Origin of the sequence: Agromyces allii, from assembly GCF_009749385.1 — a bacterium.
GTDB classification, from domain to species: Bacteria; Actinomycetota; Actinomycetes; order Actinomycetales; family Microbacteriaceae; genus Agromyces; species Agromyces allii.
This window is the reverse complement of the sequence record NZ_WBIN01000008.1, coordinates 19,116-39,484: the sequence shown is the minus strand read 5'-3', so window position 1 is coordinate 39,484 and position 20,369 is coordinate 19,116. Positions and strand designations below refer to the sequence as shown.

The window sequence follows — 20,369 nt, the reverse complement described above, 5'->3', positions numbered from 1 at the left end:
CCGTCCGGGCTAGGCTCCCGGAGGAATGAGACGCACCACGATCGCCCTGCTCGCCTCGCTGGAGGCGTTCGTCGCGGCGCTCATCGGCTTCGCGCTCGCGATCGTGCCGCTCATGCTGCTGTGGGCCGTGCACTTCGGGCTGACGGTCGACGCCATGGTCTTCGTGCACGCGGGGGCGGGCGTATGGCTGCTCGGCCACGGCGTGAACCTCACCGCCCAGATCGATCCGGTGACCGCCTCGCGCACCGGCCTCGAGGGCGCCGGCGACCCGTTCACGATCTCGATCGCGCTGCTCGGCATCGCGCTGCTGTCGCTCGCGGCGGGCGTGCGCGTCGGGCGTCGCTCGGCCGCGGCCGGCCACGCGCTCACGGGCGCGATCGCGGCGATGTCCGTGTTCGCGCTGGCAGGCGCCGGTGCCGGGCTGCTCGTCGACTCGCCGGCCCTGCACGCGAACCCGTGGTGGTCGGTCGGCCTGCCCGCCTTCGTGGTGGGCCTCGGCGCGCTCATCGGCTCGGTGGGGGAGTCGGTGCGCAATCCGTCGACGGATGTCGCGCGCGCCGGGTTCGTGCGCCGCGGAGTCGCCGCGCTGCCGCCCCTGCTGACCGAGCTGGTCGGCGTCTCGGTGCGCGTGGGCGCGGGTGCCGCGTTCGGCGTGCTCGCGGTGGCGGGCGTGCTCGTCGCGGTCGCCGTCATGCTCGACTATGCGACGATCGCGGGGCTCTACCAGGCACTCGATCCGGGCATCGACGGCGGCATCGCCATCACGATGGCCGAGCTCGCACTCCTGCCCAACGTCATCGTCTGGGCCGCGGCCTGGCTCCTCGGGCCCGGTTTCGCCCTCGGCACGGGTTCCGTCGTGTCCTCGGGCGCGACGGTGCTCGGGCCGGTGCCCGGCATCCCGCTGCTCGGCGCGCTGCCCGAGACCTCGCCCGCGCTCGGCGGGCTGTGGCTGGTGGTGCCGGTGCTGCTGGGCTTCGTCGGAGCCTGGATCGTCGCCACCGCCCGCGGGCGCGCGGCCTCGGGCGTCGGCACGGAGTGGTGGCGCCCGCTCGCGATCGCCGCGGGCTCGGCCCTCGTTGCGGGCCTCACCCTCGGACTGCTCGCATGGTGGTCGGCGGGCGCGGTCGGGCCGGGGCGTCTCGCCGACGTCGGCCCCGACGGCCTCGCGGTCGGGCTGGCCGGTGCGACCACGGTCGGCATCGGCGCGCTCGTCGGCGGCTTCGCGGCACTGCTGCGTCGCCGCGAGGAGGTCGAATCGTCGTTGGTGCTGCGGGACCGGTCCGCCGAGCGCGAACCATGGGTCGACGAGCCGCGCGAACCGGCGGGTCGTCGGGTGCCGGCCGCGCGGACGGTTCCGGCGCAGCGCGAGCCCGCGTCCACGCCGCGCACGTCGGTGCCGCGCGAGCCCGCGCCGCGCGAATCCGCACGGCCCGCGTCCGAGTCGCGCGAGACGCCGACGAGCCGTCCGGCACCGGCGCACCCTGCACCGGCCGACCCCGACGCACCGTGGTGGCGTCGAGGCTCGGCACCCGATCGCGATGCCGACGACGGCGGCCACGACGGCGATGCTCACGACACCGAGGCCTTCGACACGACCCGGTAGGCTCGTATGGTGCTGAAGCTCGTGGTGCTCATCTCTGGCACCGGATCCAACCTGCGTTCCCTCCTCGAAGCCTCGCGAGACGCCGAGTTCCCCGCTCGGGTCGTCGCGATCGGCGCCGACCGCGACGCCGACGGGCTGGCCCTCGGCGAGGAGTTCGGCATCCCGACCTTCACGGTGCCGTTCACGGCGTTCCCCGACCGTGATGCGTGGGGCGCCGAGCTCATCGAGCAGGTGCGGCTGTGGGAGCCCGACCTCGTGATCCTGTCGGGTCTCATGCGGCTCGTGCCGCCCGCCGTGGTCGATGCGTTCTCGCCGGCGCTCATCAACACGCATCCGGCCTATCTGCCCGAGTTCCCGGGCGCGCACGGCGTGCGCGACGCGCTCGCGGCGGGCGTCGACCAGACGGGCGCGAGCCTCATCGTCGTCGACAACTCGGTCGACGGCGGCCCGATCATCGCGCAGGAGCGCATCCCGGTGCTGCCGGGCGACACCGAGTCGTCGCTGCACGACCGCATCAAGCCCGTGGAGCGCCGCCTGATGATCCAGGCCGTGCTCGACATCGCCAACTCCCATCTCGACCTGAAGGAACTCGCCCGATGAGCGGACACACGATCGACCCGAGCCTCTACCGACCCCGCGACGTCGTTCCCGTGCGTCGTGCGCTCATCGCCGTGAGCGACAAGCGCGGCCTCGTCGAGCTGGCGACCTCGCTCGTCGCCTCGGGCGTCGAGCTCGTCTCGACCGGCGGCACGGGCAAGGCCATCTCCGACGCGGGCCTGCCGGTCACGCAGGTCGCCGAGGTCACGGGCTACCCCGAGCACCTCGACGGCCGCGTGCGCACGCTGCACCCCGCCGTGCACTCCGGGCTGCTCGCCGACCTGCGACTCGAGCACCACGAGACGCAGCTCGCCGAACTCGACATCAAGCCCTACGAGCTCGTCGTCGTGAACCTCTACCCCTTCGCCGAGACCGTCGCATCGGGGGCGGGCGAGGCCGAGGTCGTCGAGCAGATCGACATCGGCGGCCCCGCGATGGTGCGTGCGTCGGCGAAGAACCACGCGAACGTGGCCGTCGTCGTCTCGCCCGACCGCTACGCCGAGATCGCGGCCGCCGTCGCCCGCGGCGGCACCACGCTCGCACAGCGCGCGGTGCTCGCCCGCGAGGCGTTCCGGCACACGGCGTCGTACGACGTCGCCGTCGCGTCGTGGATCGGCTCCGTCGTCGCGCCCGACCAGCCCGCCGAGGAGTCGCCCTTCCCCGCGTGGGTCGGCGGCACCTGGTCGAAGGACGCCGACCTCCGCTACGGCGAGAACTCGCACCAGAAGGGCGCGCTCTACGCCTCGAACGGCGGGCGCCCCGGCATCGCGCAGGCCGTGCAGCTGCACGGAAAAGAGATGTCGTACAACAACTACGTCGACGCCGATGCCGCCGTGCGCGCGGCGTTCGACTTCGACGAGCCCGCCGTGGCGATCATCAAGCACGCGAACCCGTGCGGCATCGCGGTCGCGTCGGCCGGGGCATCCGACCCCATCGCCGACGCCCACCGCCGCGCGCACGAGTGCGACCCGGTCTCGGCCTACGGCGGGGTGATCGCGGCGAACCGCATCGTCACGCTCGAGATGGCGCAGACCGTCTCCGGCATCTTCACCGAGGTGCTCATCGCACCCGCCTTCGAGGCCGAGGCGCTCGAACTGCTGACCCAGAAGAAGAACATCCGCCTGCTCACGCTGCCCGAGGGCTTCGAGCCGACGGCCGTCGAGCTCAAGCAGGTCTCGGGCGGACTCCTGCTGCAGCAGGCCGACCGCCATTTCGCCCCCGCCTCCGAGTGGACCCTCGCCGCGGGCGAAGCCGCCGACGAGGCCACGCTCGCCGACCTCGAGTTCGCGTGGCGCGCGTGCCGTGCGGTCAAGTCCAATGCGATCCTGCTCGCCTCGGGCGGCGCCTCGGTCGGCGTCGGCATGGGCCAGGTCAACCGCGTCGACTCGTGCAAGCTTGCGATCGAGCGGGCCGGCGAGCGTGCGACGGGTTCGGTCGCGGCCTCCGACGCGTTCTTCCCGTTCGCCGACGGCCTGCAGATCCTGCTCGACGGCGGCGTGCGCGCGGTCGTGCAGCCCGGCGGCTCGGTGCGCGACGACGAGGTCGTCGAGGCGGCCCGCGCGGCCGGCGTCACGATGTACTTCACGGGCGAGCGCCACTTCTTCCACTGAGGCGCGTCGCACGGCGACGACGACAGCGGATCCCGGATGCCGCGGGCGGCCGCCCGCGGCATCCGTCGTTCCCTCGGCGAACCGCCGATCGCAGTACTCTTGAACGGAACGGCGCTCATGAGGCGCCGGCACCGTTCCGCCCACAAGGCGGATGAACAAGGAGAACGATCGATGACGATCACCCACGCCCCTGCCGACCCCCTCGCAGCCCGGGCGACCATGACAGCCCTCCCGCTCGAAGCCCCCGATCACGAGCGCGTGCTCATCTCGCACGGACGCCGATCGGGGCTCACCGTCATCGTGGCGGTGCACTCGACCCGACTCGGCCAGGCCCTCGGCGGCGCACGCCTCTGGCGGTACGCCAGCTGGACCGACGGCCTCGCCGACGCGCTGCGCCTGTCGCAGGCGATGACCATGAAGAACGCCGCGGCCGGACTCGCGCGCGGCGGCGGCAAGGCCGTCGTCGTGATCCCCGACGGCGCACCCCTCGACGGTCGGGCCATCCACGACGCCATGCTCGACCTCGGCGACGCCGTCGAGTCGCTCGGCGGCGCCTACATGACCGCCGAAGACGTCGGCACGAGCGCCGAGCTCATGGCCGTCGTCGCCGAGCGCACCGCGCACGTGTGCGGCCTCCCGCCCGAGCAGGGCGGCGTCGGCGAACCGGCCGACGCGACCGCGGCCGGCGTGCACGCGTCGATCCTCGCGACGCTCGAGCATGTGTTCGGGTCGCGCGACCTGGCCGGCCGTCACCTCGTGATCTCGGGTCTCGGCCAGGTGGGCGGACGCCTCGCCCGGTCGCTCGCGGCGGGCGGGGCCGAGCTGACGGTGACGGATGTCGCACCCGAGAAGCGCGCCCTCGCCGACGAGCTCGACGCCGCCTGGGTCGACCCGGCCGACGCGCACCTCGTCGAGGCCGACGTCTTCGTGCCGTGCGGACTCGGCGGCGTGCTGACGCCCGAGGTGGTGCGCGACCTGCGGGTCCGCGCCGTCGTCGGCGCGGCGAACAACCAGCTCGCGTCGCGCGAGGTCGCCGGGCTCCTCACCGAACGCGGCATCGTCTGGGCTCCCGACTTCGTCGTGAACGCCGGCGGGGTCATCTACCTCGACGTCGCGAGCGGTGAAGACGCCGACGTCGAGGCGCTCGACGCCCGCATCGCGGCGATCGGCGACACCGTGGCATCCGTGCTGCGATCGGCCGACGAGCACGGCACCACGACGCTCGCGGCAGCCGACCGGCTGGCCCACGCGCGCCTCGACGCCGCGAACTGAGCGCGCGGCGGGGGCCGCTAGGCTCAACCCCATGACGTCCCCCGCCGCCACGCCCGCCGCCCCTGCCCGGTTCAAGCCCGAGCCGACGCTCGGACGCCGGGTTCTGGCGGTGTTCCTCTCGTCGGCTGCGGTCGCCGGCCTCGCGGGCCTCGTCGCCGTGGTGGCCTTCTTCATCGGCAACGGGCAGTCGCCGCAGGCGTTCGCGCAGGTCTCGGGGCACTTCGCGCTCGTGGCGTTCATCGCCTGGGCGCTGCTCTCGGTGGGCAACGCGGCCGGCGCGACCCGCGCGTGGTTCCTGACGCTCATCGTGGGCTTCACCTCCGCCTGCCTGGCGGCGCTCGTCGGCACCACGGTCACGGCGACCTCGATCGGCATCCCGTTCTCGGGGCCGCTGTTCCTCTTCGTCGTCGGCTCGCTCGTGAGCCTCAACCTGATCTTCATCGCCGCGGTCGTCGTGGGCGAGATGCTCCTCGCGCCACGCGTGCTGAACGGCATCCTCGCCTACGCGCCGCAGCGCGATCCGCGGCGCATCGCGCTCGTGCGCATTCCCGCGACGAACCTCGACGAGGGGCTGCTCACGCACCTCGACCGACGGCCCGTCGATCACGCACTCGCCGACGACCAGTGGGACAACTACTGCGCCGCGCTCGTGGCCGAGGGCTGGGAGACCGTCGAGGTCGACGCCGCGCCCGACCTGGCCGACTCGGTCTTCGTCGAGGACGCGGTCGTCATGTTCGGCGACCTCGCCGTGATCGCCCACCCGGGTGCCGAGTCGCGTCGCCCCGAGACCGAAGCGGTCGAGCGCGCGGTGCGCAACATCCCGGGCATCACGGTCGCGACGATCCTCGCGCCCGGAACGCTCGACGGCGGCGACGTGCTGAAGGTCGGCTCCACGGTCTACGTCGGCGCGAGCTCCCGCACGAACGCCGAGGGCATCCGCCAGCTGCGCGCGCTGCTCGCACCGCACGGGTACGAGGTCGTCGCAGTGCCGCTGACCAAGGCGCTGCACCTGAAGAGCGCGGTCACGGCGCTGCCCGACGGCACCGTGATCGGCGACCCCGAGCGCGTCGACGTGCCGAGCCTGTTCCCGCGGTTCCTGCCGGTTCGCGAGCCCGAGGGCGTCGCGGTCGTCGCGCTCAGCGACGAGTCGCTGCTCATGTCGTCGGCGGCTCCCGAGACCGCGGCGATGCTCTCGAACCTGGGCTACCGGGTCGTGACGGTCGACATCAGCGAGTTCGAGAAGCTCGAGGGCTGCGTCACGTGCCTGTCGGTGCGGGTGCGCTGACCCGCTTCACGACCCCGTCGTGCAGTTCGAGCACGCGGTCGGCTCGACGCACGAGGGCCGGATCGTGCGTCGTGACCACGGCGGCCACACCTCGTGCGTGCACGAGCTCGCCGATGAGGTCTATCACCGTCGCCGCGGTGCTGCTGTCGAGCTGGCCCGTCGGCTCGTCGGCGAGCAGCAGGCTCGGTCGCGCCGCGAGCGCGCGGGCGATGCCCACGCGTCGCTGCTGACCGCCGGAGAGCTCGTACGGTCGCTGCGCTCCGTGCGCGCCCAACCCCACGGCCTCGAGCGCCTCGACGACGCGCGCGTCGCGCTCGGCCGGCGGCATGCGGAGCAGGCGCAGCGGCACCTCGACGTTCTCGGACGCCGAGAGCACCGGGATGAGTCCGAACGACTGGAACACGTAGCCGAGTCGCTCGCGGCGGATCGCCGCGAGCGCGTCGTCGTCGAGCGTCGAGAGGTCGGCGTCGCCGAGCAGCACCCGGCCCGAAGTGGGGCGGTCGAGGCCGCCGAGCAGGTTCAGCAGGGTCGTCTTGCCGGCGCCCGACGGGCCGGTGACGACGAGCAGCTCGCCGGGGCGCACCTCGAGCGAGACATCGACCACCGCGTGGACGACACCGGCGTCGGTCGCGAAGTCGCGGCTCACGTGTTCGGCGGCGAGCGTGGTCATCGTGACTCCTCATCGTCGGGCGCGGCGTGCCGCGGGGCGCGCCGTGGGGCGCGCGATGCGTCGCTGAGCAGGTCATCGGCCGGGTCGGCGAGGGAGTCGCCGGTCGGGGCAACGCTCCCGTCGGCGGGGAGGCCGGCTGCACTCGGCTCGGCGGCGGCGTCGTCGGATCGACGGCCGGCTGCGGCATCCGCCCCGCTCGCCGTGCTGCCCGGCCAGACGCCGACGTGGTCGGGCTCGAGCGCGAGGCGCACCCGGTCGCGCAGGTCGAGGCGCTGCACGAACTCGTGCGGCAGCTGGAGGCGCCCGACGCGGTCGAGCACGGCGAACTCTTCGGCGACGTGCTCCTCGGCGCCGTGCTCGTCGACGCGCGTCGAGCGCAGCACCTCGGTCGAGGTGCGGCCGTCGCGGATCTGCACCGTGCGCCGTACGTGCCCCGACACGGTGGGGTCGTGGGTGACGATGAGCGTGGTCACGCCGAGCTCCTCGTTGACGCTGCGCATGGCCTCGAGCACGGCCGCCGAGGTGGCCTCGTCGAGTTCGCCCGTCGGTTCGTCGGCGAGCAGCACGAGCGGGTCGTTCGCGAGCGCGACCGCGATCGCGACGCGCTGCTGCTGACCGCCCGAGAGTTCGGCCGGGCGGCGATCGCGCACATCGTCGACGCGCAGCAGCTCGAGCAGCTCATCGACCCGCGCGGCCCGTGCCGCACCGCGCGAGGTGCCGGCGACGTTCATCGCGAGGGCGACGTTCTCGGCGGCGGTGAGATAGGGGAGGAGGTTGCGCGAGGTCTGCTGCCAGACGAAGCCCACGGTGCGCCTGCGGTACTGCACCCGCTCGCGCGAGCGCATGGCGAGCAGGTCATGGCCAGCCACGCTCGCGCTGCCCGCGGTCGCGGTGTCGAGGCCCGACAGGATCGTGAGCAGCGTCGACTTGCCCGAGCCCGAGGCGCCGATCACGGCCACCATCTCGCCGGGCTCGACCCGCAGGTTCAGCCCCTGCAGCGCCTGCACCTCGACTCCGTCGGCCGTGAAGATGCGCACCAGGTCGGTGCACAGGATGTGCGGGCCGGTCAGCGTGTCTGCCACGTGATCATCCTTCCTCCTCCTTGCGCATCGCGCGTGCCACGTCGATGCGCGACCCGAGCGAAGCTGCGAGCGCCGATGCGACGACCGTCACGACGACCGAGGTCGCGAGCACTCCTGCGATGAGCCACGGGTCGTAGGCGACCGCGGGCTGGGCATCGCCGCCGGTGAACGAGCTCAGGTCGATGCCGCCGAGCACCACGAACGGCAGCACGGCCCCGAGCGCGGCGCCCACGACGAGCGACACGGCCGTGACGGGCGCGATCTCCCAGGCCACGAGCGCGCGCTCGCCGCGGCGGTCGAGGCCGAGGGTCGCGAGCAGGGGCAGCAGGCGCTCGCGGGCAGGGCGACCGACGATCAGCGTCAGGACGATCGCGAGCGCGGTGAGCAGGCTCACGAGCACGATCGCGGCGATGAGCGCGGCGACGAGACCCTGCACGGTCGGCCGGGAGCCGAGGTCGTCGGCGACGCGCTCGGGCGTCTCGACGGTGCTGTCGGGGGCGATGCGCTCGAGGTCGGCGACGACGGCCTGCGTGTCGGCTCCGGCGTCGAAGCGCACGAGCACGGTGCGCGGCACGAGCGTGTCGGTGTAGGGGCGGGCGTTCGCGGCGTCCATGAGCATCCAGTTCGCACGGGGCGAGTACGCGGTGGTGCCGTCGACGACCCCTTCGACCGAGAACGGGTCGCCGTCGATCTCGACGTCGGTCGCGCCGGCGGTCACCGCGGCGACGACGCCGGAGACGAGCACGGGCACGCCGTCGGCGCCCGGGGGCTCGGCGAGCGTGTCGGGCAGGGGCGTCGCGTCGGGCCGCCCCTGCTGCACGACCTGCATCTCGGCGACGTCGATCACGATGAGCGTCGTGGTGCGCTGCCGGCCGTCGATCGTGATCGACGCATTGCGGGTCGAGTAGACCGGCGCGATCGCCTCGACGCCGGGCACGGCCCGCAACTCGTCGAGCTGCGCCTGCGTGAGCGGTCGACCGGCGACCGAGGCATCCGCACCGACCCGGTGGGAAGCCGCGGCCTCGACGCCCGAGCCGATCGTGCCGAGCAGCACCGACGAGAACACGGCGACCGCGACGCCGACCACGACCGCGAGCACGGGCACGAGGCCGGCCGAGGGGTCGCGGAGGGCCCGCGCCGACCCGAGGAACCCGACGAGTCCGGGCTTGGCGGCCATCGATCGCACGATGCGCGCGAGCGGCAGCGGGTAGACCCGCAGCACGACGAGGCAGGCCACGAGCGAGAGCAGCAGCGGCACGGCGGCGAGCAGCGGGTCGACGCCGACCGAGGCGGACGAGGCGAGCCCGCGCCGGAACAGCAGCACCACGGATGCCGCGGCGAGCAGCACGAGCACGAGCTCGCCGATCCAGCGCAGACGCCCGCCGTTCGCGGAGCCGAGGTCGGCGCGGACCCGCCTGAGCGGGCTCAGCGACGGGGCGGAGGCGATGAGCAGGGCGGCGGGCGTGACGGCGAACAGCGCGGCGACGACCCAGCCCGCAGACCCGCCGTCGGCGTCGAACGCCAGGGTCCCGACCACACCGCCGACGATCGCGGCCGGCAGGCCGATGAGGCCGCCCTCGAGCGCGAGGATGCCGCGCAGCTGCCCGTTCGACGCTCCGCGTGCGGCGACGAGCTCGAGGCCCTCGCGCCGGCGCTCGAAGACGACGCGCGCGCCGAGCACGAGCACGGCGACCATCACGCCGATGGGGCCGGACGCCACGGTCGCGAGCAGGGCGTCGCTCGCGGTGGCGGCAGCGGAGGCGAGCGCGAGTTCGTCGCGCAGGCTGCTCGAGAAGGCCAGGCCGGCCACGGTGTAGTACTCGTCGACCCACCCGCCCTCGCCGACCGCGTGCAGGTCGCTCGAGAACTGGCCGAGCATGGGCGCGAGCTCGGCGGAGGCGTCGGCCGTGATGCTCGCCGTGTCGATCGGGATCCAGACCTCGAGCGTGAGCGGCACGCTGACCCGGGCGAAGTCCGACCACGAGGCCGGGTCGAGGAACGCGACGGCGGTGATCTCGGGCGGTGCGAGGCCGTTGTCGACCACCGACGCCTCGAGGGCGGGCACGATGTGCGTCCAGACGCCGTCGCCGGCGTCGACGGGCGCCACCGTGCCCGAGAGGACGACGGGCTGCGGCGTGCCGTCGATGTCGATGAAGCGCTCCTCGCCGAGGGCCCAGTCCATGCGCTCGGCGACGGCGTCGGTGAGCACGAGCTCGATGGGCGTGCCCGACGGGACCGCCGCCTCGATGGGGGCCGGCCACGCGCCGGCGGTCAGCGTCACGTGCTCCCGGAGGCGTGGGTCGAATCCGGGCATGATGCGGTACGACGGCGCACTCGGGCCCGCGCCGGGCACCTTCGCCCGCACCGGGGCGACTGTGAGCATCGCGAGCGGCGGTTCGGTGATCGCGGCCAGCGGTGCGGGCATCTCGTCGACGATCGCCGCGAGGTGGTCCTCCTGCGCGCCCCAGACCGCCTCGACGTCGGGGGCGAGCGTGGTGCCGTTCGCCGACGGGCCGACGCCGGGGCGCTCGCGAGCCGAGGCGGTGAGGTCGAGCTCGGCCGCCGGGAGGTCGGCGAGCTGCTCGTGGAGCGCCTCGGTGTGCAGCGCGGTCGCGGCGCGCGGCACCGCGGTGGCCAGCAGCGCCCCCACGAGCACGAGCAGGGCGAGCGCGATCGACGCCCCCGGCGAGGTCGTCAGCTGTCGGCGCAGCAGCCCGGCCGTCGAGAGCCGCGAACGGTGCGAGCCGCTCATCGTTCCTCCTCGCGGATGCCGGGCGTCGCCGCCAGTCGTCGAACGGATGCCGCGGCGAGGCGGCCGATCAGGGCCGTCGCCGCCACGAACGCGACGAGCCCGATCGCCCAGGGCAGCACGTCGAGCGTCAGGTCGACGCCCAGCGAGGCCGGGGCGCCGGCGACCGCTGCGCGCGCGAGCTCCCTGGCCGTCGCGACGGCCGTGAGCGCGCCGACGACCGCCCCGACGACGACGGCCGTTCCGAGCGCCGCCGCGAGCTCGGCGGACCGCGCCCTGGCCTGCAGCCGCGCGGGCATGCCGAGCGCGCGCAGCACGACGACCTCGCCGAAGCGCGCGCGGGAGAGCGCGGCGCTGAGCGCGGCCACCGCGACCGCGGCGAACAGCAGCGCGCCGCCCGCGCCCGCCCAGAGCGCAGCGACGGCCGGGCCGATGAGCGGCTCGGACGACGCGTCGGCCCGGGTCGTCGTGGTGAGCGCCGTGCTGCGCTCCCGACTGATGCCGTCGGCCACCGCCGCGGGCTCCGAGGTCGAGATCCAGCGGTCGGTGTACGCCGGTACGCCCGCGCCGGAGACGAACGCGGCCCGGGAGAGCTCCGCGAGGTCGACGAGCAGGCCCGAGCCGCCGGCGCCCGCCACGGCGGGAGCGATGTCCGAGACGACGGCCGCGACATCCGCGCCGCCCGTGAGCACCCGGAAGGTGAACGCATCGCCGCGCTGGGCGTCGATGCGGGCGGCGAGGGCTGCGCCGAGCACCGCGGACACGGGCGCGACGTCGGTCGCACCGGCGACGGGCGCGCGCCCCGTCGGTGCCTTCGCGCTCACCAGCACGACGGCATCGGCGAGCAGGTCGGATGCCGCGGGCGCGCCGTCGACCAGGACGTCGCCGAAGCGCACCTCGACGGTGCCGAGGCCCTGCGATCCGTCGAGCGTCGCGTCGAAGCCGAGGAGCCGCAGCCCGTCGAGGTCGGGCAGGGCGACCCGTCCGGCGCCGCCGCCGGAGGCGACGTCGAACGAGCCCGCCGGCAGCCGGCCGGCATCGCCGTCTGGTCCGAGCACCCAGGCCGTGACCGCGACGGAGCCCGGAACGCCGGACGGGGCCGAGACCTGCACGTCGACGTCGAGCGTCGAGGCACCAGGCGGGAGCTCGGGCGCGACCTGCGCGGGCGCGAGCGCGGAGCGCGCGTCGGCCGCGGCCGACGATCCCGCGTCGGCGGCCACGGCGGCCGCGGGCAGTGCGATGAGCGTCGCGGGGTCGGAGCCGATGCGCCCCTCGCCGAGGACCACGGGCAGGCTCGCGTCGACGCCGGGCGCGCCCGAGAACGGGTCGACGAGCGCGAGCGGATCTGCGTCGTGCACGATCGAGCGGCCGGCGTACGCGACCCGGACGTCGCCGCCGACCGCGATCGCCGAGGCCGCCCGGTCGAAGCCCTGCCAGCTTCCGGCGAACGCGGCGGCGAGGGTCAGGCCGCCGACCGCGAGCACGGTCACGAGCGACGCGGAGGCGTAGAGTCCGGCGCGCCGTGCGAGCTGGCGCATCGGCAGCGAGGGCACGAGCCCGGGACGGGCGACGGCGACCCGCTCGAGCACGCCCGCGACCGGACGGGAGAGCGCGTTGCCGACGAGGGCGAGTGCCACGAGCACGAGCACGGGCGCGAGCACCGCGACGGGATCCACCTCGAGCACGCCCGACGCGTTCGCCACGAGCGGGGATCCGTACAGCCGGAACTGCCACAGCGTCACGGCCGCGGCGACCACGACGAGCAGCACGCCGCCCGCGACGGCCGCCCGCGGCATCCGCCCCACCTCGTCGCCCGAGCCGCGCAGCAGCGGACGCGTGGCCTCCCACCAGGCTCGCCCGGCCACGAGCGCGACGGTGCCGAGGGCCGCGACCCCCGCGACGAGCGCCGCGATCGCCCACGACCGGGCCTCGTCGGGGCGCAGGGCGCCGAGCCCGGCCTCGGCGAGGGCGGCACCGGCGAACGCGGTCGGCAGCGCGAGGATCGCGACCTCGCCCGCCGTGCTCGACGTCAGCCGAACGGCCGAGGCCCCGCGGGCCCGCAGCAGCTGCGTCTCGCCGCGTCGCCCGGCCGCGAGGAGGGCCGCGAGGCGGTCGACGGCCGCGAACCCGGCGAACCCGAGCAGCAGCACCGGCAGCGGTGCGACGGCCCGCACCGTCGTGAGGCCCGCGAGGAGGCGGTCGAGCGTCGCGACGAGCCCGCCCGAGGTGCCGAGCCCATCGGTGCCGATGCCGTCGGCGGCGCGAAGGGCGGGTTCCACGTTCGGGAGCACGGCACGCAGGTCGGCCGCGATCTCGGGGGTCGACGAGGCGGGCGTGGCGGTCGCCGTCCACCGCACGACGACCGCCGCTGGCAGCTCGGCGAGCGCGCCCTCGTCGGCGACCACGAACGGGCCGACCGCCCCCTCGACCGCGCCGGCCGAGACGACCGGGTCGTCGAACCAGACCGGATCGGCGGCGTCGTCGGGCGTCCAGGTGCCGACGACGACCAGCGGCAGGGCGCCAGGGGCGCCGATCCCGCCGACGTCGCCCACCTCGACGACATCGCCCAGCTCGAGCCCCTCCGCCGCGGCGGCGGTCGCCTGCACGGTCGTCGCGATGCCGCCCGATGCCGCGCGCTCGACGACGGCGGCCGCGGCCGGGTCGTCGGGCCACACGCCGCTCGCGAGCGAGGACCGGTCGGCGAGTCCGTCGTCGGCGAGGACCACCGCGTCGAAGGCGGCGCCGCCCGCGCGCGCGTCGACGGGGAACGCCTGCACCGATCTCGACCACTCCGCGCCGCGGGGAACGAGCATGCGGTCGAGCACGGTCGCCGCGGCATCCGCCTGCTCCACGGGATCGTCGGAGACGCGGATCTGCCACCGCGCGGCACCGTCGCTGCCGGTGGTCGCCGCGAGCCCGCTCCGCAGGCCGCTGAGCGAGGCGCTCGCGAGGGAGTCGACGACCGCCGTGCCGAGGAACGCGAGCACGAGCACGACCGCCGCGACGGCCGCGAACACGCCACGATGCGCACCGGCGCGCGCCGCAGCGGTCGATATCGCTCCCACGCGATCTCCTCGTGGTGTTCGGGTCTCGCCGGCGGGACGCATCGGGGCGGAACGGTGCAGGGGCCCGCGAGCGCATGACGAGTCCGCACAGCCTACTCGCGCAATCGGTGTTGCATGCGAGGCGTCGGGCGTCGTATTCTGGAGGGCTGGCTGCGCTCGACGCGGCCGGCTGGTGAGAAGACGACGATGACGCAGGAGGACACTATGCAGACAGACAGCTACGCCCGCCCGTTCGTGGCCGGTAGCGCTCTGCGTCCGGTCTCCCGGGTCATGGGCATCTCAGGGTAGTTCGCACCCGGCCCCGCAGGCTCCGCCTGCCTGATCAGCGGTAGCCCCGCACCCGCGTCGCACGCGACGCCGTTCCGCGCCACGACCTCACGGTCCGCCGCGCCGCCGACCCGCTCACGCGCGCGGTCGTCTCGAAACCACTCTCGAAAGGGACACGGCTTTGCCCGCCACCCAGCACCACCCAGATCACATGCCCGTCGGTTCCGACCTCAATGCGGTCCGCGCGCTCTGGCGCCTCCGCGTCTTCATCGGCCGCGCCGCGCCGGCGTTCGTGCTGAGCGCGGTGTTCGCCTCGGCCGGACAGCTCATCGGCCTGTCCATCCCGCAGGTGCTCGAGTCGATGGTCGATGGGCCGCTTTCCGACGGCGACGCGAGCGCGGTCATGCCGTTCGCACTGCTCATCCTCGGCCTCGGCACGCTCGAGGCCGTGTTCTACGCGCTCCGTCGCTGGGTCGTCGTCGGCCCCGGCACGCGCGTCGAGTCGCGCATGCGCAACGCCCTGTACGCCAAGCTGCAGGACCTGCCCGTGAGCTTCCACGACAAGTGGCCGAGCGGTCAGCTGCTCTCGCGCGCCGTGAGCGACCTCGGCCTCATCCGCCGCTGGCTCTCGTTCGGACTCGTGTTCACGTTCGTGAACCTGCTCACGATCGTGGTCGGCACCGGCATCCTCATCTCGATGAACTGGATGCTCGGGCTCGTGTTCCTCGTGTGCGCGATGCCGCTCTGGATCGTCGGCTTCCGGTTCGAGGGTCGCTACTCCGCGCTCTCGCGCCGCAGTCAGGACCAGGCCGGCGACCTCGCGACCGCGGTCGAGGAGTCGGTCCACGGCATCCGCGTGCTGAAGGCGTTCGGTCGCGGCAAGCACGCACTCTCGAGCTTCCGGGAGCAGGCGGAGTCGCTCCGCAGCACCGAGATCGAGAAGGCGCGCCTCGACGCGAACATCTGGGCGTGGCTGCTGCTCGTTCCCGCGCTGTCGATCGCGCTCTGCCTCGGCCTCGGCATCTGGCTCACCGCGAACGACCAGATGAGCGTCGGCGCGCTCGTCGCGTTCTTCGCGACCGCGACGATGCTCGCGTGGCCGATCGAGTCGATCGGCTTCCTGCTCGCGTTCGCGCTCGACGCGCGGACCGCGACGGACCGGTTCTTCGAGGTGGTCGACAGCGAGAACACCGTCGTCGACCCCGAGCAGGCGCGCGAGCTGGGCGACCCCGTCGGCGCGCTGAGCTTCACCGGCGTGCGATTCCGGTACCAGGACTCGCCCGAGCGCTTCGGCGACCTGCTGCAGGGCGTCGACCTCGACATCCGTCCGGGCGAGACCATGGCGCTCGTCGGGCTGACGGGCTCCGGCAAGACCACGATGACGGCCCTCACCACGCGCCTCTACGACGTCACGGGCGGCTCCATCACGCTCGACGGCGTCGACGTGCGCGCCTTCACCCGTGAAGAGCTCCGCCGGCACATCGCGATGGCCTTCGAGGACGCGACGCTCTTCAGCGACTCGGTTCGCGCGAACGTGCTGCTCGGCCGTCCGGAGCTCGAAGGCGAGGAGGCCGAACAGGTGCTGCACGAGGCGCTGCGCATCGCGCAGGCGGGCTTCGCGTACGACCTGCCCGAGGGCGTCGACACCAAGGTCGGCGAAGAGGGCATGAGCCTCTCGGGCGGCCAACGTCAGCGGCTCGCGCTCGCGCGAGCGGTCGCGGCCAGGCCGGCCGTGCTCGTGCTCGACGACCCGCTGTCGGCGCTCGACGTCGCGACCGAGGCCCGCGTCGAGGCCGAACTCCGATCGGTGCTCGCCTCGACCACGGCGCTCGTCGTCGCGCACCGGCCCTCGACGGTCATGATGGCCGACCGGGTCGCACTGCTCGAGGACGGCCGCGTCACCGCGGTCGGCACGCACTCCGAGATGCTCCGCGAGAGCGAGCACTACCGCTTCGTCATCTCGAGCCTCGAGGACGACGCCGTGAACCAGCCGGGGTTCGGCGACGTCGCGGCATCCGACACCGAGGCGGCAGGGCTCGAAGCCGCCGAACGAGAACGCAGACTGCAGAACACCATGACCGGACCGATCAGCACGGGAGGCGCATCATGAGCGTGAGCGGCGTCCAGGGCGAAGAACGCCTCGACTACACGCGCGCCGAATCGCGCGAGATCCGACGCCGTTCGGTGCGCCTGCTCGGGTCGCTGCTGCGTCCGCAGCGTTCGCGGCTGTGGCTCACCGCGCTCGCGGTCGTGCTCTCCTCGGCCGCGCAGGCCGCCGGGCCTGCGATCATCGCGTACGGCATCGACAGCGGCATTCCCGCGCTCGTCGAGCAGGACTGGTTCCCGGCCGGGCTCGCGGTGCTCGCGTACCTCGCGACCGGGGTCGTCGGGGCGTTCCTGATCGCGGTGTACATCCGACTGTCGGCGCGCGTCAGCCAGGCGGTGCTCATCGACCTGCGCACGCGGGTGTTCCTGCACACGCAGCGACTGAGCCTCGAGTTCCACGAGTCGTACACGTCGGGTCGCATCATCTCGCGGCAGACGAGCGACCTCGACGCGATCCGCGAACTCCTCGACGAGGGGCTCGTGGTGCTCGTGCGCTCGTTCACCTACATGGCGTTCACGGCCCTGGCGCTCGTGCTGCTCGACCCGATGTCGGGGCTCGTGCTGCTCGGCGCGCTGATCCCGATGACGCTCGTGACGCGCTGGTTCCAGGTGCGCTCGCAGGCGCTGTTCCGGCGTTCGCGCGTCGCCTCGGCGAGCCTCATCGTGAAGTTCGTCGAGACGATGACCGGCATCCGAGCCGTGCAGGCGTTCCGCACCGAGCGCCGCAACGCAGACGAGTTCGGCGGGCTCGTCGAGGACTACCGCGACGTCAACGCCCGGGTGCTCGGGCTGTTCACGGTGTTCAACCCGGCGCTCGCGTTCATCGGCGCCGTGTCGGTTGCGGCGACGATCGTGCTCGGCGGGTACCGGGTGGTCGAGGGTTCGCTCGCGATCGGCGCGCTGCTGGCCGCCGTGCTCTACGTGAAGCGGTTCTTCGACCCGATGGAGGACATCGCGGTGTTCTACAACGGGTACCAGTCCGCGTCGAGCGCACTCGAGAAGATTTCGGGCGTGCTCGAGGAGGAGCCGAGCGTGCCCGATCCGGCGCACCCGGTCGACCTCTGGAACGCGAACGGCCACGTGCGGTTCGAGAACGTGGAGTTCGCCTACACGCCCGACCGCGTCATCCTGCCGCGCTTCGACCTCGACCTGCCCGCGGGCCAGACGATCGCGCTCGTCGGGTCGACCGGTGCGGGCAAGACGACGCTCGCGAAGCTCATCGCCCGGTTCTACGACCCGAGCGACGGCGTGCTCGAGCTCGACGGCGTCGACCTGCGCTCACTGCACCCGAAGGACCTGCGCCGCGCGATCGTCATGGTCACGCAGGAGGCGTATCTGTTCTCGGGCTCAGTGGCCGACAACATCGCGCTCGGCAAGCCCGATGCGACGTTCGCCGAGATCGTCGCGGCGGCGAAGGCCGTCGGCGCGCACGAGTTCATCGAGGGCCTGCCGAACGGCTACGACACCGACGTGAACAAGCGCGGCGGCCGTGTGAGCGCCGGGCAGCGACAGCTCATCTCGTTCGCGAGGGCGTTCCTCGCGAACCCGGCCGTGCTGATCCTCGACGAGGCCACCAGCTCGCTCGACATCCCGAGCGAGCGCCTCGTGCAGGAGGGCCTGCAGTCGCTGCTCGCCGACCGCACCGCGATCATCATCGCCCACCGGCTGTCGACCGTCGCGATCGCCGACCGCGTGCTCGTCATGGAGCACGGTCGCATCGTCGAGGACGGCGCCCCCGCCGACCTCATCGGCGGCGAGGGCCGGTTCGCGGCACTGCACGCGGCCTGGCGCGACTCGCTGGTCTGAGGCCACCAGAGCAGCACCCCGTCGGGCGCCGCATGCTCGACCCCGCGGCCGCCCGCGGCATCCGTCACCATCGTCTGATGGGCGGATGCCGCGGGCGGCCGTCGTCGGGTTCGGCGGCTGTCAGTGCGAGACACCCTGCTCGTCGCGCACGAGCACGTGGATCGGCGTCGGTTCGAGGCCGTTGAAGCGCGTCGCGGTCGCCGACGTGTAGGCGCCCATCATTGGGCTCACGAGCAGGTCGCCTGCGGCGAGCGGGGGCAGGCGCAGCGAGCGTGCGACGACGTCGACGCTGTCGCACGTCGGGCCGGCCAGGGTCACCGGCACGTACGCGAGCTCGCGCAGGCGCCGCACGGCCCGCTCGGCGCCCTCGTCGGCGGGCGGGCGGTGCGCGAGTTCCGACGCCGCGAACACGAGCGCGTGCACGCCTTCGGCGGGGATGTTCGAGTAGGCGCCGTAGACGCCGTCGTCGAGGTACGCCCACAACCCGTCGGGCCTCGTCGCCGTGCCGACCACCCTGGTGACGAGCGTCATCGCGGGCGCCGCGACGAACCGCCCTGGCTCGACCAGCACCCGGTAGCGCGACGGCACCTCGGCCAGCGCCTCGCGGATGCCGTGGGCGATGACCGCGAGCGCGGGCACCGGCTCGTCGTAGGCCACGGGGAACCCGCCGCCGAGGTCGAGCGTGTCGAACTCGACGCCGAAGCGGCCCTCGAGATCGCGCATGAGCTTCAGCGTGCGGGCGATCGCGCGCCGCCACGGCTCGGCGCTCGTCGTCTGGCTGCCGACGTGGAACGTGAAGCCCGCGACCTCGCGGCCGGTGCGCAGGCAGTGCTCGACGAGGTCGGGCGCCGCCTCTGGCGTGACGCCGAACTTCGCGGAGAGGTCGGAGACGGCATCCGGATTCGGGAACGAGAGGCGCACGAGCACGCGTGCGTCGGCGGGCAGGCCCGCGAACCGGTCGACCTCGCCCGGGGCGTCCACCACGAAGGTGCGGATGCCGCGGAGGTAGGCGCCCGTGAGTTCGGCGACCGACGACACCGGGTGCGTGTGCACGCAGCGGGACACGTCGACCCCCTCGCCCTCGAGGAGGTCGAGCTCGCCGCGCGAGGCGACGTCGAAGCTCGCGCCGAACGCGTCGACCGCCCGGATGAGCGCCGGGTGGGGGAGCGCCTTCAGCGCCACGTGGATCTCGACGCCCGGCAGCTGCCGCCGCAGCTCGAGCAGCTGCGAGGCGACGCGATCGGCGTCGAGCACGAGCAACGGGGTGCCGAGCCGGTCGGCGAGGCCCAGGAGGTCGATCCGGCGCGCGTCCTCTGCGAGCCGGCGTCGCTCGAGTTCGCGGTGGGGCGGGAGCTCGGGCGGTGCCGCGCGACCTGCCGCAGGCGGCGACCCGTTCGGCGTGCTCGGCCCGTGATCGGCGGACGCGGCGTCGGCCCGGCCAACGGACCGACGTTCGGCCCGGCGTTCGGCCCGGCCGCGACGCGGTCGGCGTTCCGGATGCGGGGGCTCGGCGTGGCGTCCGTGCTCGGTGGTGGTGACGGTCATCGTGGGGCTCCAGAGATCAGCGGCCGGGCGATCGGCCGATCGACGGATGCGGGGGACTGGGCGGGTGCCGACGCGCCCGTCTCGGCGGGCAGGATCACCCGGCGGCCGAGTTCGAACGAGACGATCGCGATCGCGTAGAACACGGCGTCCGCGGCGAGCTTGCCGACGAGCCAGGCCCACGGGTGCGCCCCGAGGGCGGCGCTCGCGGCCCAGAGCAGTGCCGGACGCACGAGCACGGAGTCGACGATCTCGGCCGGCCCGAACTCGACGGCGACGCTCCGGAGCGTCAGCCCGGCCGTGACGAGCGCTGCGCGTCCCCGTCCGTCGCGGCCCCTCACCCGGAGCACGCGCGCCGAGGCGGCGTGGCCGCGGACGGCCCGAACCACGACGAGCGTGTAGTACCCGACGGATTCGGCCAGGCTGCCGGCCAGGGCCGCGATCGCGAGCGAACCGCTCGCCTCGTACGCGTACCAGGCGCCGAGCAGCGCGGCGATCGTGCCGCACACCTCCAATGGGAGGTAGCGCAGCAGCCAGACGCGTGCGCGGCCGCGATTCGTGGTCATGACGAGGAGCCTGTTCGAAGCGGCCGGGCGCCGCATCGGTGCCTCCACCCAGTCGGCGTCTGGGCAGGCACTGAGGGCCCTCCTAGGGCGGCACCCCCAGTTTGGGGGTACGGGGCGGGGGTGCGCGGGCGGTATCGTCGCACCAGCGG

General features: G+C 73.9%; 13 protein-coding genes. 7 read left to right on the top strand and 6 right to left on the bottom strand.

The genetic code is table 11. The annotated features are described in order from the left end of the window. Positions 1–25: 25 nt before the first annotated feature. The 5 genes from GQR16_RS11260 to ddaH all read left to right on the top strand — a co-directional run bounded on the left by GQR16_RS11260 (position 26) and on the right by ddaH (position 6,367). Entirely contained in the window at positions 26–1,603 is a 1,578-nt protein-coding gene (locus GQR16_RS11260) for a cell division protein PerM (protein ID WP_157415245.1), read from the top strand. Between the two features lie 9 nt (positions 1,604–1,612). Then, positions 1,613–2,203: a phosphoribosylglycinamide formyltransferase gene (gene purN, locus GQR16_RS11255; protein WP_157415244.1), complete on the top strand. Its 591-nt coding sequence runs from the start codon at positions 1,613–1,615 to the stop codon at positions 2,201–2,203. Continuing rightward, a complete protein-coding gene (purH, locus tag GQR16_RS11250; protein WP_157415243.1) occupies positions 2,200–3,810 on the top strand; it encodes a bifunctional phosphoribosylaminoimidazolecarboxamide formyltransferase/IMP cyclohydrolase in 1,611 nt (536 codons plus the stop codon). Before purN ends, purH begins: the two co-directional genes overlap by 4 nt. Before the next feature lie 171 nt (positions 3,811–3,981). Beyond that, complete coding sequence (locus GQR16_RS11245; protein ID WP_425482622.1) at positions 3,982–5,082, top strand: Glu/Leu/Phe/Val dehydrogenase family protein; 1,101 nt, start codon at positions 3,982–3,984, stop codon at positions 5,080–5,082. A 31-nt stretch (positions 5,083–5,113) separates the two neighbouring features. Further along, entirely contained in the window at positions 5,114–6,367 is a 1,254-nt protein-coding gene (gene ddaH / locus GQR16_RS11240; protein WP_157415242.1) for a dimethylargininase, read from the top strand. On the opposite strand, the gene GQR16_RS11235 is transcribed toward ddaH, so the two are convergent. The 4 genes from GQR16_RS11235 to GQR16_RS11220 are packed head-to-tail and all read right to left on the bottom strand — an operon-like array spanning position 6,339 to position 13,933. Beyond that, positions 6,339–7,037, bottom strand: coding sequence for an ABC transporter ATP-binding protein (locus GQR16_RS11235; protein ID WP_157415241.1), 699 nt, complete (start codon positions 7,035–7,037; stop codon positions 6,339–6,341). The genes ddaH and GQR16_RS11235 overlap by 29 nt on opposite strands. Further along, positions 7,034–8,119 carry an ABC transporter ATP-binding protein gene (locus tag GQR16_RS11230; RefSeq protein WP_157415240.1) on the bottom strand — a complete coding sequence of 362 codons (1,086 nt, stop codon included), beginning with the start codon at positions 8,117–8,119 and terminating at the stop codon, positions 7,034–7,036. The genes GQR16_RS11235 and GQR16_RS11230 overlap by 4 nt, the downstream gene beginning before the upstream one ends. Positions 8,120–8,123: 4 nt before the next feature. Continuing rightward, positions 8,124–10,871: an ABC transporter permease gene (locus GQR16_RS11225; RefSeq protein ID WP_157415239.1), complete on the bottom strand. Its 2,748-nt coding sequence runs from the start codon at positions 10,869–10,871 to the stop codon at positions 8,124–8,126. Next, on the bottom strand, positions 10,868–13,933 hold the full coding sequence (locus tag GQR16_RS11220) for a hypothetical protein (protein ID WP_157415238.1): 3,066 nt from the start codon (positions 13,931–13,933) through the stop codon (positions 10,868–10,870). Before GQR16_RS11220 ends, GQR16_RS11225 begins: the two co-directional genes overlap by 4 nt. Positions 13,934–14,411: 478 nt before the next feature. Here GQR16_RS11220 and GQR16_RS11215 point away from each other — a divergent pair, with 478 nt between their 5' ends. After that, positions 14,412–16,310, top strand: a complete 1,899-nt coding sequence (locus GQR16_RS11215) for an ABC transporter ATP-binding protein (RefSeq protein WP_157415237.1) — start codon at positions 14,412–14,414, stop codon at positions 16,308–16,310. After that, positions 16,307–18,112: an ABC transporter ATP-binding protein gene (locus GQR16_RS11210; protein ID WP_157415236.1), complete on the top strand. Its 1,806-nt coding sequence runs from the start codon at positions 16,307–16,309 to the stop codon at positions 18,110–18,112. The genes GQR16_RS11215 and GQR16_RS11210 overlap by 4 nt, the downstream gene beginning before the upstream one ends. A gap of 120 nt (positions 18,113–18,232) precedes the next feature. Here GQR16_RS11210 and GQR16_RS11205 read toward each other — a convergent pair whose 3' ends face one another. Both GQR16_RS11205 and GQR16_RS11200 read right to left on the bottom strand, forming a co-directional pair. Then, positions 18,233–19,657: a type III PLP-dependent enzyme gene (locus GQR16_RS11205; RefSeq protein WP_157415235.1), complete on the bottom strand. Its 1,425-nt coding sequence runs from the start codon at positions 19,655–19,657 to the stop codon at positions 18,233–18,235. Further along, positions 19,654–20,220: a hypothetical protein gene (locus GQR16_RS11200; protein ID WP_157415234.1), complete on the bottom strand. Its 567-nt coding sequence runs from the start codon at positions 20,218–20,220 to the stop codon at positions 19,654–19,656. The genes GQR16_RS11205 and GQR16_RS11200 overlap by 4 nt, the downstream gene beginning before the upstream one ends. Positions 20,221–20,369 lie beyond the last annotated feature (149 nt).

Coding starts and splice junctions, on each gene's coding strand:
- GQR16_RS11215 (WP_157415237.1), top strand. CDS start 14,412: ATGCCCGTCGGTTCCGACCTCAATGCGGTCCGCGCGCTCTGGCGCCTC.
- GQR16_RS11210 (WP_157415236.1), top strand. CDS start 16,307: ATGAGCGTGAGCGGCGTCCAGGGCGAAGAACGCCTCGACTACACGCGC.
- GQR16_RS11205 (WP_157415235.1), bottom strand. CDS start 19,657: ATGACCGTCACCACCACCGAGCACGGACGCCACGCCGAGCCCCCGCAT.
- GQR16_RS11260 (WP_157415245.1), top strand. CDS start 26: ATGAGACGCACCACGATCGCCCTGCTCGCCTCGCTGGAGGCGTTCGTC.
- GQR16_RS11235 (WP_157415241.1), bottom strand. CDS start 7,037: ATGACCACGCTCGCCGCCGAACACGTGAGCCGCGACTTCGCGACCGAC.
- GQR16_RS11200 (WP_157415234.1), bottom strand. CDS start 20,220: ATGACCACGAATCGCGGCCGCGCACGCGTCTGGCTGCTGCGCTACCTC.
- ddaH (WP_157415242.1), top strand. CDS start 5,114: ATGACGTCCCCCGCCGCCACGCCCGCCGCCCCTGCCCGGTTCAAGCCC.
- GQR16_RS11245 (WP_425482622.1), top strand. CDS start 3,982: ATGACGATCACCCACGCCCCTGCCGACCCCCTCGCAGCCCGGGCGACC.
- GQR16_RS11225 (WP_157415239.1), bottom strand. CDS start 10,871: ATGAGCGGCTCGCACCGTTCGCGGCTCTCGACGGCCGGGCTGCTGCGC.
- purH (WP_157415243.1), top strand. CDS start 2,200: ATGAGCGGACACACGATCGACCCGAGCCTCTACCGACCCCGCGACGTC.